The sequence below is a fragment of the Halomonas sp. DQ26W genome (assembly GCF_003339685.1).
In the GTDB taxonomy this organism is placed as follows: Bacteria; Pseudomonadota; Gammaproteobacteria; order Pseudomonadales; family Halomonadaceae; genus Halomonas.
Window position 1 is genome coordinate 1 of sequence record NZ_QPKI01000033.1, and the last position, 16,691, is coordinate 16,691.

The following is a 16,691-nucleotide window of genomic DNA, read 5'->3' on the forward strand; positions in this document are numbered from 1 at the left end:
GTTTGGGAACCACCTGATCCCATGCCGAACTCAGCAGTGAAACCGATCAGCGCCGATGGTAGTGTGGGGTTTCCCCATGCGAGAGTAGGTCATCGTCAGGCACTTATTCCAAAAACCCCGAACTCGAAAGAGCTCGGGGTTTTTTCATGGCATCTCAAGAACCTCCAGAGATATTATGTTACGCTCTGTTGCTGTTTCAATTACCGGTTGTGCTACGAACAGCGTCGTGGAAGGGGACTGCCATGCTACGGCTACGAGGGGTCTTGCTGGCGGTTCTTTGCCTGATGGCGGGGGCAGTCTCCTACGCGGCGGAAGAGAGCAGGGTACGGATCGCCACTCTCTACGATTATCCCCCCTATGGATTCTACAAAGACGGTAAGGCTCCTCCAATCTCGGAGGTGGTCATACCCCCTGGTAGTGATTCTGCGCGGTTCCACGGCTACAGCTGGGATATCGTGCGGGAAAGTTTCCATGCCCAGGGTTATACTATCGAACTGGTCATCACTCACTGGGCACGAGCGCTGGCGAGCGTCAGGCAGGGTGAGGTTGATCTGCTCTACCCGACTGGCATGAACACCGAGAGGCTTGCCTATTTTTCCTATTCCGAGACGCCGGTCAATGATGCCGCCTTCCTGGTCTACGTCAACCATGAAGCGGACATCGACTGGCAGGGTCTGGCTTCTCTGAATGGCAAAACCATAGGCATGGTCCGTGGCTACAATTTCGGCGATGAATGGGCCGAGCGGGAAGGCATATCGAAGTATCCTCTCAATAGTATCGAGCAGGGGTTTCGCATGCTGCAGCGAGGGAGACTGGATGGCTTTGCCGGCTACGAAACGAACTGGGACCATGTACTCAAGGAGATGGGGCTGCAGGGTGAGTTCGACAAGCTGCCAGAATTTGGCGCCAGCAGAGAGTATGTGGTTGGCTTGAAGGACAACCCCGACACCGAGCGACTGCTAAGCGATTTCGATGCGGGGCTTCAAGCCATTCAGGAAAGCGGTGAGTACCAACGCATTATAGAGCGTTGGCGCTGACGGGTCTCTTTACAGATAGCTTTTACAGATAGCTTTCACAGATAGCCCTGGTAAGCCGCCGGCTACCCAATGGCCTCAGCCGCAGAGTGTCTGCAGAGCCTCGATCAGGCTGTCCATCTCGTCGTCGGTGCCGATGGAAATGCGCAGAAAGTTGCGCAGTGCATCGGTATTGAAATGGCGCACCAGAATGCCCCGCTCCCGCAGCCCGACGAAGAGCTGAGTCGCATCGAAGGCGGGATGCTCCACCAGCACGAAATTGGCCTGGGAGGGCAATGTCTCGAAGCCGAGCTCCTTCAGCCGCTTTGTGGTCCGCTCACGGGTCGTGATGACCTTCCCACGACAGGCATCGAAGTGCTCGCGGTCCTTGAGTGCGGCGATGCCGATAGCACTGGCCAGGCTGTCGATGGGATAGGAGTTGAACGAGTCCTTTACTCGCTCAAGGCCTTCGATCAGTTCGCGCGAACCGATGGCATAGCCGAGGCGCAGGCCGGCCAGGCTACGGGATTTGGAAAAGGTACCGGTCACCAGCAGGTTGGGGTAACTCGTCACCAGCGGGACGACGCTTTCGCCGCCGAAGTCGACATAGGCCTCATCGACCAGTATGACCCGCTCGGTTACGCGCTTCAGCAGCGCAGAGACGGCCTCACGCGAGTGGCCATGGGCGGTAGGGGCGTTGGGGTTTGCAAAGATGGCACCGGCACTATTCATGGTGAAAGCCGCGAGATCGACGCGCCACTGGTCATCCAGTGGCAGGGTGCGGCGCTCGATGCCAAACAATTGGCAATAGACCGGGTAGAAGCTGTAGGTGATGGCCGGCATCTCGAGTGGCCGGTCATGACAGAAGAAGGCCTGGAAAGCCAGCGCCAACACCTCATCCGAACCGTTACCAACGAATACCTGCCCGGGTTCGACGCCATGCTCGCAAGCCAGGGCCTGGCGCAGGGCGCGAGACTCCGGGTCCGGGTAGAGGCGCAGGTGGTCGGCGGGGAATTCACGCAGTACCGCCTCGACACCGGGAGCCGGCGGGTAGGGGTTCTCGTTGGTGTTCAGCTTGATCAGGCGTTCCCGTGGCTGCTCTCCCGGTACATAGGGGGTCAGCTCGCGCACGGTGGGGCTCCATAACTGGCTCATGCTCTCTCGCTTGGCTCGATGATGTGAAACTTTAGCCCATGTTGACCTGAGCGGCGTGACCGCGCAAGCCGTCGACGTGCTAGCCTAGGCGCACTTGAGCGAAACCGAATGCCCGGAACCCTTTTCGATGACCGCACAGATTATCGCCACGCTGCTACCGGTATTTTTGATCGCGGGCTGTGGCACCCTCTACGGGCGTTTTCGCACCCCCGATATTCGCAGTCTCAATACTCTCAATATGGAAATCTTCGTGCCGATGCTGGTGTTTGCCGTCCTGGCGGACCAGCAGGCGCCCTTGGCAGAGTATGCCGGTCTGGCATTGGCGGCGGCGGTGGTCGTGCTGGGCTCCGGTTTAGTGCTATGGCCGGTAGCCAAGTTGTTAAAACTGGAACCTAAGACCTTCCTGCCACCGATGATGTTCAACAATTCGGGCAACATGGGCATCCCGCTGTTGGTGCTGGCATTCGGCGAGGCGGCACTGCCAGCGGCGGTCGTACTCTTCATCGTCGAGATGCTGCTGCACTTCTCTGTGGGGCTCTATATTCTCAGCCCGAGAACCCCGCTGTGGCGCCTGCTGCGTATGCCCATAGTGCTGGCTAGCCTCGCTGGCCTGGGGTTCAATCTGGGTGGGGTACCGTTGCCGGGCTGGTTACTCGAGGCATTGCATATGCTGGGTGGCGTCTGCATCCCCCTGATGCTGTTTGCGCTGGGGGTGCGCATGCTGGAAATCGACTTCAGTGATTGGAAGACCGGACTTCTTGGCGCCGTGCTCTGTCCGCTATCGGGGTTGGTCCTTGCTGTGCCCATGATCCTGTGGCTGGAACTGACCGGGCTGCAGGCAGCGTCGCTCTGGGTATTTGCTGCCTTGCCACCGGCTGTGCTCAACTATCTGGTGGCCGAACAGTACAAGCAGGAGCCCCACAAGGTGGCCTCGCTTGTGTTGATCGGCAACCTGGGTAGCCTGGTAGTAATGCCCATTGTCCTGGCTTTGGTATTCATGCACGTCTTGCCTGGCGCCAGTTGAAGGCTTCTCCGGGGAACCCCGCGAGACGGAGGCTGTCCGCTAAAGCTAAGAGGGTTTATGCTGTGAGACAGGCTGCCGTAGTTCACGGCGTCAAGGCCATAGGCTAGGAGTGAGAAAATGCAAATAAGGACCCTGCTGGCTGGCTCGGCCATGCTGGCCTTCCTGGCCGGCTGTGCAGCCGGCCCGACGGATGATCGTGCCGACCCGGCGATGGATGACGCCGAAGTGGCTTACCAAGGCACACTACCCTGCCGCAACTGCGCGGGGATTGATCTGGATGTGCGGCTCATGGGTGATGAGCAGAGCTCCCTGGAGGAGCGCACTTTCACGCTGAATGCCAGCTATCGCGAACACCCGCAGGATCCGCCGGACGAGAACTATGCCGGCAACTGGGAGGTGCTCAGCGGTACCGCAGTCGATCCCGATGCCACGGTCTACGAGCTGACACCCGATGGCGAAGGGCAGATCTACTACTTCCTGCGCATCGACGGGACCACGCTGGAACTGATCGATCCTCAGCGGCGCCGGTTCCAGAACAACGAAGCCTTGCAGCTGCAGCGCCTGTAAACACTGCGGGTTCGATAGTAAGCGAAGGCGGCCTTCTGGCCGCCTTTGTGCGTCTGGGTGCAGACCGGCGGGTGCCTGTTAGAATGGTACCCTCCATCTGGGAGAGGGGCCGGCATGGCCAAGGCAAAAAGCGCTTTCGTGTGCACCGAGTGTGGTGCGGAATACAGCAAGTGGCAGGGCCAGTGTTCGAGCTGCCAGGGGTGGAATACGCTGAGTGAGGTGAGGCTGTCCGTCGCCCGTCCCGGGGCAGCCACGTCGGGTGCCTCCGGTCGCAGCGGTTATTCGGGCAACTTGTCTCGTGAAGTGGTGGACCTGGGCAATGTCGACCTTTCCGAGGTGCCGAGACTCTCCTCGACCTTCGATGAGTTCGACCGCGTGCTGGGCGGCGGTCTGGTGCCCGGCTCGGCGGTGCTGCTGGGCGGGCATCCTGGTGCCGGCAAGTCGACCCTGCTGCTGCAGACCGCCTGCAAGCTTGCCCAGTCCCGCCAGGTGCTCTATGTCACCGGTGAGGAGTCGCTTTCCCAGGTGGCGATGCGCGCCCACCGCCTGCAATTGCCCACCAGGGGCCTCAAGATGCTGGCTGAGACCAGCGTCGAAACCGTGCTTGCCGTCGCCGAGCGCGAGCGCCCGGAGATACTGGTCATCGACTCGATACAGACCATGCATCTGGAAGATATCGCCTCGGCCCCGGGCGGCGTGGCGCAGGTACGTGAGTCGGCCGCGGCACTGACTCGCTTCGCCAAGCAGAGCAACACCGTGTTGCTGCTGGTGGGGCATGTCACCAAGGACGGATCGCTGGCGGGCCCCAAGGTGCTGGAGCACATGATCGATGCGTCGTTGCTGCTGGAGGGCGGTGCCGACTCACGCTTCCGCACCCTGCGTGGGCAGAAGAATCGCTTCGGTGCGGTCAACGAGCTTGGTGTGTTCGCCATGCTCGAGCACGGGCTCAAGGAAGTGAAGAACCCCAGTGCGATCTTTCTTTCACGCAGCGAAGCGCTAGCGTCGGGCAGCCTGGTCATGGTGGTGTGGGAGGGGACCCGGCCACTGCTGGTGGAAGTGCAGGCGCTGGTCGACGAATCGGCCCTGGGCAACCCGCGCCGGGTCGCCGTGGGGCTCGATGCGAACCGCCTGGCCATGCTGTTGGCGGTACTGCATCGCCACGGCGGCCTGTTCACCGGCGATCAGGACGTCTTTCTCAACGTGGTAGGCGGGGTCAGGGTGCTCGAGACCAGCGCCGATCTGGCGGTGCTGCTGGCGGTGGTCTCCAGCCTGCAGAATCGCTCTTTGCCACGCGAACTGGTGGTATTCGGAGAGGTCGGGTTATCCGGCGAGATACGTCCGGTGCCCAGCGGACAGGAGCGTATTGTCGAAGCGGCGAAGCACGGCTTTACTCGGGCCATCGTGCCCCGGGCCAACGCACCGAAACGCGCCCCGGCAGGCATGGAGGTCGTTGCCGTGGACAAGCTGACCGATGCCCTGGAGGCCCTGTGAGGCAACAGGGGCTCACTGATATAGAATGGTTGATATGAACTGCCAAGGAGAACGAGATGAGTGCCATCCGCCTGACCCAGTACAGCCATGGCGCGGGGTGCGGCTGCAAGATCGCCCCTGACGTACTCGACAGCATTCTGGCCAAGGCTGGCCCGGGTGCGGGTCACAAGCAGCTGCTCGTCGGCAATCAGGGGCGTGAGGATGCTGCCGTCTACGATCTGGGTGATGGTCGCGGCATGATTGCCACCACCGATTTCTTCATGCCCATCGTCGACGATCCTTTCGACTTCGGGCGTATCGCCGCCACCAATGCGATCAGTGACGTCTATGCCATGGGCGGCACGCCGGTACTCGCCCTGGGGATTCTTGGCTGGCCGCTGGATAAGCTGGGGCCGGAGATCGCCGGCGACGTGGTGGCCGGTGCCCAGTCGGTATGCCGTGAACTCGGTCTCGCCCTGGCTGGTGGTCACTCCATCGATGCCCCCGAGCCGATCTTCGGCCTGGCGGTCAATGGCCTGGTGGATCTCGAGCACCTGAAGCTCAACAAGGGGGCACAGGTCGGCGACCTGCTCTTCCTGACCAAGCCACTGGGGGTGGGTTTTCTGACCACGGCGGAGAAACAGGGGCTGCTTGAATCCGGGCACCAGGCCCTGGCCCGGGAGACCATGCTGAAATCCAACCAGATCGGCATCGACCTCGCCAAGGTGAAGGGCGTGCATGCCATGACCGACGTGACCGGCTTCGGCCTTGCCGGCCACCTTTCCGAAGTGTGTGCCGCCAGCGGTGTGGCGGCGCGGATCGATTATCGACGCCTGCCACGCCTGGCCGAGGCCGAAGCCTATCGCCGCCGCGGTGCCGTGCCGGGGGGCACTCATCGCAACCGTGAGGCGTTGGGGGCCGTCCTCAAGGAGATGGACGAGCCGCACTGGCAGTGGCTCTGCGACCCCCAGACCTCCGGGGGCCTGCTGATCTCTGTTCATCCGTCCTGGGAGGATGACGTGGAGCGCATCGGCCGCGCCCACGGCATCGAGCTGGTCCCGTTCGGCGAGATCATCCCGGCCGGTGGAATGGCGCTGATAGAGGTGCGCGGATGAATCTGCCGCTGATCGAACCCGATCTCTCCCTGCTGTGCGAGGGGCGCGTGCTGATCGACGTGCGCGCACCGGTCGAGTTTGCCCAGGGCGCCCTGCCCGGCGCGGTCAACCTGCCGCTGATGGATGACGAGGAGCGCCGCCTGGTCGGCATCGAATACAAGGTGCGTGGCCAGCAGGCGGCCATCGAACTCGGTCAGCGGCTGGTCAGCGGTGGGATCAAGGACGCCCGGGTAGCGGCCTGGCACTCCCTGTTGCAAGCGCAACCCGAGGCCATCGTCTACTGTTTTCGCGGGGGCCTGCGTTCGCAAATCGCCCAGCAGTGGCTGGCCGACGTGGGGTTCGAGCGCCCCCGCATCCGCGGTGGCTGGAAGGCCATGCGGCAGGGTCTGTGTGCTCGCATGGACGACGCCGCGGAGCAGCCGCTACTAGTTGTGGGTGGGCTCACCGGTTGCGCCAAGACGGCGCTGATCCAGACGCTGACCAATGGCCTGGACCTGGAGGGCTGCGCACGACACAAGGGTTCTGCTTTTGGCCGCCACCCGCTGCCGGCACCCTCGCAGATCGATTTTGAACACGCCGTAGGGCTGCGCCTGCTGTCGCTTGACGTTCCACTGGTGGTGGAGGACGAGTCACGCCAGATCGGTACGGCCAGCGTGCCGCTTGTCTTCTGGCGAGCCATGGAGCAGGCGCCGCGTCTTCGCGTGGAGATGCCGCTGGACTGGCGTATCAGTCAGATCCAGAAGGACTACATCGATGATCTATGGGCGATCTACCGGCACCAGTGCGGTGAGTGGCTGGGCTGGACGCTGATGCGCAAGCAACTCGCCACCGCGTTGTCGCGGTTGAGAAAACGACTGGGCAGTGCTCGCCTGGCACGCATCGCCAGGCTCCAGGCTCTGGCTTTCCGCGAGCATGAGCGCGGCAACACCCAGGCGCACGAGGCTTGGCTGGCACCGCTGCTGACGGAGTATTACGACCCCATGTACCGCTACCAACTGGAGCGCCGCGACCCCCAGCGCTTCCTGCACGTCGGTGACTGGGACAGTTGTCTGGCAGCCGCCCAGGCCTGGTCGGCCGACGCGGTGCGCCACGGCTCGGAGCGGCTGCAGACAGCCTGATTCCCGCTCAGGCGAGAGAGCTTCGCAGCCATTGGCTGAGCAGGCGATCGAGCAGCGGTGCCAGCCGGTCGAAGCGGGCCGGGTCGGCCAGGATCGCTTCTCGAGCCTGCACGTGAGGGCTCGCCTCGCTGCCTTTCGGTGGCTCCTCGCGGTCCAGCAACTCGGTCACACCGGCACGGGTAACCTCGATATGGCACAGCAGACCGAGGGCTCTACCCCATGCTGTCCAGCCAGTCGACGATACGGGCGGGGCCGTGGTGAGGGCTGTGTTGAAGCAGGTGTAGATGCATGGAAACCTCGTCATCGCTGGGATACGAAACATGACAGGGGGCGCAAGGGTACATGAAGCCGGCGTTGCGAGAACAGATATTGACGATCATTGCCGAGATACCGACGGGCCGTGTGACCACCTACGGGCGCATCGCGGCGATGACCGACGGCGCCACGCCACGGCTGGTGGCCAGGGCGCTTCGGGATCTTCCGGAAGGACACGACCTGCCCTGGTTTCGCGTGATCACGGCGTCACGTCGTCTGGCCGACCACCCTGGCGCCGTCGAACAGCGCGCTCGACTGCTCTCTGATGGCGTGTTGTTCGATGGCGGTGGGCGTGTCGCCAGCGAGGTCCTGTGGCCATGACCCCTCTGTCGCTCCTTGCGCTCACTCTCAGACCCTCATTTTGTGGAGAGAATCCATGAGTCAGCCAACCGGCGGCTTCCATCAGCGCCTACAAGATCTTTCGCCGCCTCAACAGCAAGCTTTCATGGCAGCGCTGTGTGAGCGGCTGCTGCCTAACTATGCGCTCTATGCGCAGACGGCCGGCGATGGCAACCCAGCGGGCCTCAGGGCGATTCTCGACCTGGTATGGGAGCAACTGTCGGTCAAGGAGGCGCGCATCGACTTCGACCGCCAGGCCGAGAAGCTGGCCGAGCTGGAGCCGGCGGCGGACGACGATAGCTTCGGCACTCGCCGTGCGATGGAGGCGGTGGTGGCGCTGTCCGCGCTGCTGGATACGCTGCGCGGCGAGGCCCCCGAGGCGGTGCTTGAGGTCAGCCGCGTCTCCAAGGGCGGTGTGCGGGCCTTCATCGAGCTGATCGAAGGGGAGGAAGACGCGCAGCGCCTGGCGGCCCGCATCCGCGAGCATCCGCTGATGGCGGACGAGAACGACTTCCAGGACGCGGTGCTTGAAGCCGCTGAGGGCAAATTGGACCGTGATGCGCTCAAGGCGTTGCGCCGGCTGGGGCGCAACGAAGGAGTCAGCAACCTGGGTCTATCGCTGGATTGAGCTGATCAGGCTTCGCTAGAAACGGATGCCGCCGAGGACCATCGCGCCGGCGGTGCCGAAGACGATCAGGTCGGTCTCGAAGCGCCCCCACTGCATGCCCAGGCTGGGCATCGCTGCTGGTGAGGTGCCATAGCGGTTGAATGGGATATTGTCTTGATACTCCCCCCGGTAGCCATGCAGCACGCCGGCGCTGAACTTGGCCCTGACGGTGATGTTCTCGGTGGGCTTCCAGAAGGGGAATTCACGTCCGGCATAGAGGTAAATGGCTTCCTGATCGAAGGAGTTGAGGAAGCGGGTGCCACCTACCAGCCAGCGCTGCGGATTGTGCAACTCAAGGCTGATCAGCTCCTGGTGATTGTTGTGGTCGGGCTGTGGGCTGAAATGGCGGGTATAGAGGCTGGTCTGCAGCAGCACATGACTGACCTCCAGTTGTGGCGGCCAGGTCGGCTGCTGATTGGCCATCACCACCTTCCAAGGCAGCAGGAGAGCTAGCCCCAGGTGCACGGCGGCCAGCCGGCGAGTTCTCATCCATGCCGATGTCACGATCACTCTCCAGGAATCACTGCTACAAACGCATTTCTATTCCGCGTTCGGCCATATAGCGCTTGGCCTCGGGAATGGTGTATTCGCCAAAGTGAAAGATGCTGGCCGCCAGCACTGCATCGGCGCCACCTTCCAACACCCCTTCCACCAGGTGATCTAGCGTGCCGACACCGCCGGAGGCGATCACCGGCACGGTGACCGCCTCGCTGATGGCGTGCGTGACGCCCAGATCGAAGCCCGACTTGGTGCCGTCGCGATCCATGCTGGTCAGCAGCAACTCTCCGGCACCGTATTCGACCATCGTCTTAGCCCACTCCACGGCGTCGAGCCCGGTCGGGCGGCGGCCACCGTGGGTGAATATCTCCCAGCGTGGCGGCTCGCCTTCGCTGGAGACCCGCTTGGCATCGATGGCCACCACGATGCACTGGCTACCGAAGCGATCGGCGGCTTCGCGCACGAATTCCGGGTTGTTTACCGCAGCCGTATTGATTGACACCTTGTCGGCACCGGCATTGAGCATGGTGCGAATGTCGTCGCAGGTACGGATGCCCCCGCCCACGGTCAGCGGAATGAACACCTCACCTGCGATGCGCTCGACCATTTCGACGGTGGTGTCGCGGTCCTCGTGGCTCGCCGTGATATCGAGAAAAGTGATCTCGTCGGCGCCCTGCAAGTTGTAGCGCTGGGCGATCTCCACCGGGTCGCCGGCATCGCGAATGCCGATGAAGTTGACGCCCTTGACCACGCGGCCGGCGTCGACATCGAGACAGGGGATGATACGCTTGGAAAGACCCATCTGTTCAGCTCCCGGCTCGGTCGAGCCCTGCAGTCAGTTCATCACATAGCCGCTGGCCTTCGGCCACGTCAAGGCTGCCCTCGTAGATGGCCCGGCCGGTGATGGCGCCGAGAATGCCGGGCTCGCCTGCGGCTATCAGGGCGTGCAGGTCGTCGAGGTTTGTCACGCCACCGGAGGCGATCACCGGCAGGCCGCCCTCGCGAGCAAGCTGGGCCGTGGCTTCGACATTGACGCCATTCATCATGCCGTCGCGGGCGATGTCGGTGTAGACGATGCTGGAGACCCCGTCGTCGGCGAAACGCTTGGCCAGGTCGGTGGCCTTGACGCTGGAGACCTCGGCCCAGCCGTCGGTGGCGACGAAGCCGTCACGGGCATCGAGGCCGACGATGACATGGCCCGGGAAGGCGCGGCACATCTTGCCGACGAAGGCAGGCTCCTTGACGGCCTTGGTGCCGATGATCACGTAGGAGACCCCGGCGGATAGGTAGTGCTCGATGGTATCCGCGGAGCGGATGCCGCCGCCGATCTGGATCGGCAATTCAGGCCAGCGCCGGGCGATGGCAGTCACTGCCTCGCCGTTGACCGGCTTGCCTTCGAAGGCACCGTTGAGGTCGACCAGGTGCAGGCGGCGCGCACCGGCCTCGACCCAGCGCGCTGCCATGGCTACCGGGTCGTCACCGTAGGTCGTGGCGTCATCCATGCGCCCCTGCTTGAGGCGGACGCACTTTCCGTCCTTGAGATCGATGGCGGGTATTACTAGCATGTCAGTGTCCTCGGTTGGCGCAGTAGAGGGCGCCTGTGGTCGATGGTTCGTCGTCGAGCCTGCCGGACAAGGCCCCGCGCAACTGCGTCAGGGCATCCAGTTGATGAAGTTTTCCAGCAGCCTGAGCCCGGCCCGGGAACTTTTTTCCGGGTGAAACTGGACGGCAAAGGTGGCATCGCGCCCGATGGCGACATGGGCGTTGACCCGGCCATACTCGGTGGTGCCGAACACCGTGGCGTCGTCACTGGCCTCGGCGTAATAGCTGTGCACGAAATAGAAGTGCTCGTTCTGATCGATGCCCTTCCATAGCGGATGGTCGTGATGCTGATGCACCAGGTTCCAGCCCATGTGCGGCACTTTGAGACGTAGATCGTTGGCATCGCGCATATCGGCCGGGAAGTGCCTCACATCACCGGGGAGGAAGCCCAGGCAGGCGATGCCGCCGTTCTCCTCGCTGTGATCGAGCAGCATTTGCTGTCCAACACAGATGCCCAGCAGCGGCTTGCTCTGGCTGGCCAGCAGTTCCTGGACGAGGCCACGCAACTCGGTCTTTTCCAGTTCACCCATGCAGTCGCGGATGGCGCCCTGGCCCGGCAACACCAGGCGAGTGGCACCGCGGATGCAGCGAGGGTCGCGGGTGATGATCACATGCTCGTGGGTGACGTGCTCCAGGGCTTTGGCAACCGAATGCAGATTGCCCATCCCGTAATCGATGACGGCAATGGTCATGAAGGCTCCTCAGTTTTCGGTCGTCGCAACTACAGACAGCCCTTGGTGGACGGCATCTGGCCGGCCATGCGCGGGTCCGGCTCAACGGCCATGCGCAGCGCGCGACCGAAGGCCTTGAAGATGGTTTCCGCCTGATGGTGGGCATTGAAGCCCTTCAGGTTGTCGATATGCAGCGTGACCCGGGCATGATTGACGAAGCCCTGGAAGAACTCCCAGAACAGCTGGGTGTCCAGGCGACCGATGGTGGCGCGGGTGAACTCGATATCCATGAACAGCCCGGGGCGGCCAGAGAAGTCTATCACGACCCGGGAGAGCGCTTCGTCCAGCGGTACATAGGCATGGCCATAGCGGCGAATGCCGCTCTTGTCGCCGATCGCCTGGGCAAACGCCTGGCCGAGAGTGATGCCGAGATCTTCTACGGTATGATGATCGTCGATATGCAGGTCGCCCACGGCCTTGATGTCCAGGTCGACCAGGCCGTGACGTGCCACCTGATCGAGCATGTGGTCGAGGAAGGGGACGCCGGTCTCACAGGCCAGCCGGCCTTCGCCATCGAGATTGACGGTCACCGTGATCTGGGTTTCCTGGGTGTCACGGGTTACCGTGGCGATTCGCTCGGACATGTCGGACTCTCTCTCGCGCTTTCGCGCGTCGGCATGGGTGGGCCCGGAAGGCCCTGACGGTACGGCTACCGGGCAGGCAAGACGGTGCTTGCCATCATGGGGCCGTTCATTATAGAGAATCGAGCCCCCCATCCGCTACAATGCGCCCATCACAGCGGCGGCCCGAGCCGCGGCCCAGGGAGATCCACCATGCCGGTTACGCTTCATATCGTCGATCACGCCGCCTGGGCGTCGGAGGCGCAGGTTCGGCACGACCTGCCGCGCATCTATGCCGATGCACCGGTTGAGCGGCTCTCCGGGCCGGTGGATGACTTCATCCATCACCATCTCGAGGCTGGCCATTTCTTTGGCTGTGCACGCTTCAACGAGCGCCTGCTGGGTGCTGTTGCCGTGCGTGCCGACACCGAAGCGTGGTGGCTATCGGAACTCTGCGTGCGCAAGACCACACGAAGACGTGGCGTGGGCTCCCGGCTGTTGGCACTGGTCAGCAGTGCCGCGGCCGAACGGGGGCTCGGCCTGCGAGCCCCCGCCTCCCAGCTGCCGATGGCCGACCAACTGCTGCTTTCCCGGCTGGGCTATCGCCTGCACGCAGCCGGAAACTACTTTGAACTGGCTCTACCGCTGCAAGGAGGCGGTAAACGATGAAGCGACTCTTGCAAACCCTACTGGCGGCCATTGGCGTACTGGGCGTGGTAGTGGTGGCTGCCGTGGTCTACGTTACTACCTTTCTCGACCCCGAAGACTTCAAGCCGCGTCTGATTGAGGTGGTGCGCGAGCACAGTGGCATGGAGCTGACGCTGAACGGGCCGCTGTCCTGGTCGTTCTATCCTCGGCTGGGGGTGAGCGTGGAGCGAGTGGAGAGCCACTTGCCCGAGCAGGAGCCGACTGCGCCTCCCTTCCTGGCCTTCGACAAGGCCGAGGTGAGCCTGGCATTTGCCCCGCTGTTACGTGGCGAAATCGGCATCGAAGGCCTTACCCTGGACGGCATGCAGCTTCGGCTGGAGCGAGATGAACAAGGGCAGGGCAACTGGGAACCGCTGCTGCAACGCCTGGATGAACGGCGTGAGGGCGCCGAGTCGGCGCTTGCACCAGCCAGTGCAGGGCCCAACCTGGAAGGCAGCAACCTGGCCGTGGCGCTGAACATCGCCAACGTCCAGGTACGCAACGGTGCTGTCCGCTTTCGTGATCTGGCGGCAAAGAGCGAGTGGATGCTCGAGGACGTCAGCCTATCCGGCACCAACGTCAATCCGGAGCGCGCCTTTCCCCTCAAGGCCTCCTTCACCCTGACTTCCTACGGGACGCTGGACTGGCGAGAACTCGAGCGAACGCCGGGGTTGGCCAGCACGATTTCCCTCGAGGGCCGGATGCGCCTGGCTCTCGCCGAGCGACGCTATGTCATGGAAGGCTTGAAGCTGAACACATCGACCCGTCTGGGTGGTGTGCAGGGTCGTCAGCAGGCTGACCTGACCGGACAGCAGTTGGTACTGGACCTGTCACGCCAGCACATGCAGTTGCAGGAGGGGCGCCTGGAAGGCAGCGTACAGCATCCTCGGATGGGGGAGTCGGCCATTCCGTTGGTGCTGGCCTTCGCCATGGAGGCGGATCTGGCGGAGAGCACGGCTCAACTGCGCGATTTGTTACTCACCGGCCCCGACAATCTGCGGCTAAGCGGCAATCTCAACCTGGCAGGGTTGGACAGCGCCCCTTCCTACAGCGGCCAGGTCAGCCTGGCACCCCTGTCGCTACGTCCCTGGCTTGAGCGTATCGATCGGTTACCCGCCATGGCCGGTCCCCAGGCGCTCTCCGACGTGGCATTGACCAGTCCCATACGCGGTGACCTGAGCCAGGCCGAGCTCTCCGGCCTGACGCTGGTGCTCGACGACAGCACATTCACTGGCCGGCTGGGCATGGGCTTCGACGGCCGTATGCTGGCGCTGGTCCTGCAGGGTGACAGCCTGAATCTGGACGATTACCTGCCTCCGCCGGATGCCGCTGAACAGAGCGCCTCCCAGCGCGGCTTCTTCGGTATCCGCCAGGCCCATGCCGGCGATGCCGCGCCGCTGGCCCCGGTGGAGTGGCTGTCCGAGTTGACCCTCGATGGCGGCGTCGAACTCGAGGGCATGCAACTGGGTAGGCTCGACTTCACCAGCGTGGACCTGGTGATGTCTGGCGGCGATGGCCTCCAGCGCCTGGATCGGTTCGCCGCCAAGCTCTATGGCGGCGAGCTCAGGGCGAGCGGTGAACTCGACCTGACGCGTGACCCGATACGCTGGCAGTTGACCCCCGAGCTCTCCCGTGTGCGCCTGGAGCCGCTGCTGCAGGCGCTTGCCAGGGACGAGGAGCCGTCCCCTCTGCGTGGACGCCTTTCCCTCGAGGGTGTGCTGGAGTCGCGCTACAACACCTTGCCTGCACTCAGGCGCAACCTGGACGGACGTTTGAGTGGCCATATCGACGAGGGAGCGGTACTCAACGTCAACGTCTCCGAAGAGCTGTGTACCCTGGCAGCCATGGTCGAGGGCAAGGAAATCGACCGCGACTGGAGCGATGACACCCGCTTCGAGCGTGCCGAGGCCAGCCTGAGCATCAGCGACGGTGTTGCCCGCAGCGAGAGCATTCTGGTCGCCATTCCCGGGATCGACATGGATGGTGAGGGAGAGCTGGACCTGGTCACCGAGCGCTTCGACCTGCGCGCCGCGGCACGCTTCATCGACGGTGCCGAGGCGGCCTGCTCGGTCAATCCGCGGCTGGAGCGTGTGCCCCTGCCGGTTCGCTGCTCGGGCGAGCTTGGCGGCGACAGCAGCGAGTGGTGCCGCTTCGACCGCAATGCCTTCCAGGCCACTCTGGTCGAGCTGCTGCGTGACGAAGTATCGCGCCGTGCCGGGGGCGAGATCGAGCGTCGCCTGGAGCGTCCCCTGGAGCGACTCGACGAGCGTCTGGGTGAAGACGGCAAGGAACTTCGTGATGCACTGCGCGGTCTATTCAACTGAGCATCAAGCAAGTCAGTTTTTGCGCCGACTCACCTAGTCGGCGCTTTTTTTCGTGCTGCTTTTCTTGTGCGGCTTATCTTGTGTTTTGCTTTGGGGGTGGTTAAACCGATGACAGAGATGCCGACGCCGGTCCTTCCCCCAGGAGAATTCCAGCGCCGCCTGCTGGACTGGTTCGAGCGCCATGGACGGCATGATCTGCCCTGGCAGCAGGAGCGCTCGCCCTACCGCGTATGGGTATCGGAAATCATGCTGCAGCAGACCCAGGTTGCCACGGTGATTCCCTATTTCGAGCGCTTCATGTCACGCTTTCCTGATGTCGCCGCTCTGGCCAGGGCAGAGCAGGACGCGGTGCTGCATCTCTGGACAGGGCTTGGCTATTACGCCCGTGGGCGCAACCTGCACAAGGCGGCCCGTGCGATCATCGAGCGCCATGGCGGCCAGTTGCCGCTGGAACTCGAGTCGTTGTCAGAACTGCCTGGGATCGGGCGCTCCACGGCCGGCGCGATCATCGCCCAGAGCAGCGGCCGGCGGGCGGTGATTCTCGACGGTAACGTCAAGCGCAGTCTGGCCCGCTTGCACGCCGTGGAGGGGTGGCCGGGCCGGACGCCCGTGTCCCGTCGGCTCTGGGCCCTGGCCGACCATTACACCCCTGACGAACGCCTGGTCGACTACACCCAGGCGATGATGGACTTCGGCGCGACCCTGTGTCGGCGTGGACAACCCGACTGTGTGGCCTGCCCCTTCGCCGATGTCTGCGTGGCCCGCGGCAGGGGCGAGGAGCGCCGCTTTCCCGAATCGAAGCCCCGCAAGGCGCTGCCAACACGCACCACCCGGATGCTGTTGCTGCAGGACGCCGAGGGGCGCGTGCTGCTCGAGCAGCGTCCCTCCAGCGGTCTCTGGGGTGGCCTCTGGGGCCTGCCCCAGTTCGACGACATCGAGACACTCGAGGCCTGGCTGGACAGTCACGTACCGGGCGCCGAGCTCGGCCGCGCCTGGTCACCCTTCAGTCATGTCTTCAGCCACTTTCGCCTGGAAATCACGCCGCAGCCGGCCCATTGCCGTGCCCCGTTCGCCGTTAGCGAGTCGCGCTGCTGGTACGATCCTGGCAATCCTGCCAGCATCGGGCTGGCTGCACCGGTCAAGTCGTTACTGATGAGTTCCAGGCCATTAACGTTTCAGAAACAGGGAGAGCCACCATGAGCAGCACCGTATTCTGCCGCAAGTATCAGCAGGAGCTGGAAGCATTGCCCTTTCCGCCGCTGCCGGGCAAGAAGGGGCAGGACATCCAGCAAAATGTCTCTAAAAAGGCCTGGGAGGAGTGGCAGGCACTGCAGACCCGCCTGATCAACGAAAAACACCTCAACATGCTCGACCCCGAGGCGCGCAGCTACCTGAACGAGCAGATGGGGCGCTTCCTCGACAATCGCGAGACCGACCAGGCCGAGGGCTACATCCCGCGGGACCAGTGAGCGTGCGGGCACCGATGCCATTTCGCCATCTTCATGA

The 16,691-nt window shown here is 63.3% G+C and carries 19 protein-coding genes and 1 rRNA gene; 13 read left to right on the plus strand and 7 right to left on the minus strand.

Annotated elements, in window-relative coordinates; genetic code table 11:
- Both rrf and DU490_RS14965 read left to right on the plus strand, forming a co-directional pair.
- Positions 1-101, plus strand: a 5S ribosomal RNA gene (gene rrf, locus DU490_RS14960); the annotation flags it as partial.
- A gap of 141 nt (positions 102-242) precedes the next feature.
- Positions 243-1,037, plus strand: coding sequence for an ABC transporter substrate-binding protein (locus DU490_RS14965; protein ID WP_181870063.1), 795 nt, complete (start codon positions 243-245; stop codon positions 1,035-1,037).
- Positions 1,038-1,112: 75 nt separating this feature from the next.
- Here DU490_RS14965 and hisC read toward each other — a convergent pair whose 3' ends face one another.
- Positions 1,113-2,168: a histidinol-phosphate transaminase gene (gene hisC, locus DU490_RS14970; RefSeq protein WP_114575079.1), complete on the minus strand. Its 1,056-nt coding sequence runs from the start codon at positions 2,166-2,168 to the stop codon at positions 1,113-1,115.
- A gap of 127 nt (positions 2,169-2,295) precedes the next feature.
- Here hisC and DU490_RS14975 point away from each other — a divergent pair, with 127 nt between their 5' ends.
- The 5 genes from DU490_RS14975 (at position 2,296) to mnmH (ending at position 7,462) form a co-directional block, all read left to right on the plus strand.
- A complete protein-coding gene (locus DU490_RS14975; protein WP_114575080.1) occupies positions 2,296-3,192 on the plus strand; it encodes an AEC family transporter in 897 nt (298 codons plus the stop codon).
- Between the two features lie 117 nt (positions 3,193-3,309).
- Positions 3,310-3,759: a copper resistance protein NlpE N-terminal domain-containing protein gene (locus DU490_RS14980; RefSeq protein WP_114575081.1), complete on the plus strand. Its 450-nt coding sequence runs from the start codon at positions 3,310-3,312 to the stop codon at positions 3,757-3,759.
- Positions 3,760-3,873: 114 nt separating this feature from the next.
- Positions 3,874-5,250 carry a DNA repair protein RadA gene (gene radA, locus DU490_RS14985; RefSeq protein WP_114575082.1) on the plus strand — a complete coding sequence of 459 codons (1,377 nt, stop codon included), beginning with the start codon at positions 3,874-3,876 and terminating at the stop codon, positions 5,248-5,250.
- 56 nt (positions 5,251-5,306) lie between these two features.
- Positions 5,307-6,344, plus strand: coding sequence for a selenide, water dikinase SelD (selD, locus tag DU490_RS14990; protein ID WP_114575083.1), 1,038 nt, complete (start codon positions 5,307-5,309; stop codon positions 6,342-6,344).
- Positions 6,341-7,462 carry a tRNA 2-selenouridine(34) synthase MnmH gene (gene mnmH / locus DU490_RS14995; protein ID WP_114575084.1) on the plus strand — a complete coding sequence of 374 codons (1,122 nt, stop codon included), beginning with the start codon at positions 6,341-6,343 and terminating at the stop codon, positions 7,460-7,462. Before selD ends, mnmH begins: the two co-directional genes overlap by 4 nt.
- 7 nt (positions 7,463-7,469) lie before the next feature.
- Here mnmH and DU490_RS15000 read toward each other — a convergent pair whose 3' ends face one another.
- Positions 7,470-7,766: a hypothetical protein gene (locus tag DU490_RS15000; RefSeq protein ID WP_181870064.1), complete on the minus strand. Its 297-nt coding sequence runs from the start codon at positions 7,764-7,766 to the stop codon at positions 7,470-7,472.
- 38 nt (positions 7,767-7,804) lie between these two features.
- Between DU490_RS15000 and DU490_RS15005 the strand changes: the two genes are divergently transcribed.
- Together DU490_RS15005 and DU490_RS15010 are read left to right on the plus strand one after the other, a co-directional pair.
- Positions 7,805-8,098 carry an MGMT family protein gene (locus DU490_RS15005; protein WP_114575085.1) on the plus strand — a complete coding sequence of 98 codons (294 nt, stop codon included), beginning with the start codon at positions 7,805-7,807 and terminating at the stop codon, positions 8,096-8,098.
- Positions 8,099-8,153: 55 nt separating this feature from the next.
- The gene (locus DU490_RS15010; protein ID WP_114575086.1) at positions 8,154-8,744 is read left to right on the plus strand and encodes a YjaG family protein; all 591 of its coding nucleotides are present in this window, start codon (positions 8,154-8,156) and stop codon (positions 8,742-8,744) included.
- Between the two features lie 15 nt (positions 8,745-8,759).
- Here DU490_RS15010 and DU490_RS15015 read toward each other — a convergent pair whose 3' ends face one another.
- From DU490_RS15015 to hisB, 5 genes are all read right to left on the minus strand, one after another.
- On the minus strand, positions 8,760-9,287 hold the full coding sequence (locus tag DU490_RS15015; protein WP_181870065.1) for a hypothetical protein: 528 nt from the start codon (positions 9,285-9,287) through the stop codon (positions 8,760-8,762).
- A 22-nt stretch (positions 9,288-9,309) separates the two neighbouring features.
- Positions 9,310-10,083 carry an imidazole glycerol phosphate synthase subunit HisF gene (hisF, locus tag DU490_RS15020; RefSeq protein WP_114575087.1) on the minus strand — a complete coding sequence of 258 codons (774 nt, stop codon included), beginning with the start codon at positions 10,081-10,083 and terminating at the stop codon, positions 9,310-9,312.
- Positions 10,084-10,087: 4 nt separating this feature from the next.
- The gene (hisA, locus tag DU490_RS15025; RefSeq protein WP_114575088.1) at positions 10,088-10,846 is read right to left on the minus strand and encodes a 1-(5-phosphoribosyl)-5-[(5-phosphoribosylamino)methylideneamino]imidazole-4-carboxamide isomerase; all 759 of its coding nucleotides are present in this window, start codon (positions 10,844-10,846) and stop codon (positions 10,088-10,090) included.
- 87 nt (positions 10,847-10,933) lie between these two features.
- The gene (gene hisH / locus DU490_RS15030) at positions 10,934-11,575 is read right to left on the minus strand and encodes an imidazole glycerol phosphate synthase subunit HisH (RefSeq protein ID WP_114575089.1); all 642 of its coding nucleotides are present in this window, start codon (positions 11,573-11,575) and stop codon (positions 10,934-10,936) included.
- Between the two features lie 29 nt (positions 11,576-11,604).
- A complete protein-coding gene (hisB, locus tag DU490_RS15035) occupies positions 11,605-12,198 on the minus strand; it encodes an imidazoleglycerol-phosphate dehydratase HisB (RefSeq protein ID WP_114575090.1) in 594 nt (197 codons plus the stop codon).
- 189 nt (positions 12,199-12,387) lie between these two features.
- Between hisB and DU490_RS15040 the strand changes: the two genes are divergently transcribed.
- From DU490_RS15040 to DU490_RS15055, 4 genes are all read left to right on the plus strand, one after another.
- Positions 12,388-12,843: an acetyl-CoA sensor PanZ family protein gene (locus tag DU490_RS15040; RefSeq protein WP_114575091.1), complete on the plus strand. Its 456-nt coding sequence runs from the start codon at positions 12,388-12,390 to the stop codon at positions 12,841-12,843.
- Positions 12,840-15,185, plus strand: a complete 2,346-nt coding sequence (locus tag DU490_RS15045) for an AsmA family protein (RefSeq protein ID WP_114575092.1) — start codon at positions 12,840-12,842, stop codon at positions 15,183-15,185. Before DU490_RS15040 ends, DU490_RS15045 begins: the two co-directional genes overlap by 4 nt.
- 108 nt (positions 15,186-15,293) lie before the next feature.
- Positions 15,294-16,385, plus strand: coding sequence for an A/G-specific adenine glycosylase (gene mutY / locus DU490_RS15050; protein WP_114575093.1), 1,092 nt, complete (start codon positions 15,294-15,296; stop codon positions 16,383-16,385).
- Positions 16,382-16,654 carry an oxidative damage protection protein gene (locus DU490_RS15055; protein ID WP_114575094.1) on the plus strand — a complete coding sequence of 91 codons (273 nt, stop codon included), beginning with the start codon at positions 16,382-16,384 and terminating at the stop codon, positions 16,652-16,654. Before mutY ends, DU490_RS15055 begins: the two co-directional genes overlap by 4 nt.
- Positions 16,655-16,691 lie beyond the last annotated feature (37 nt).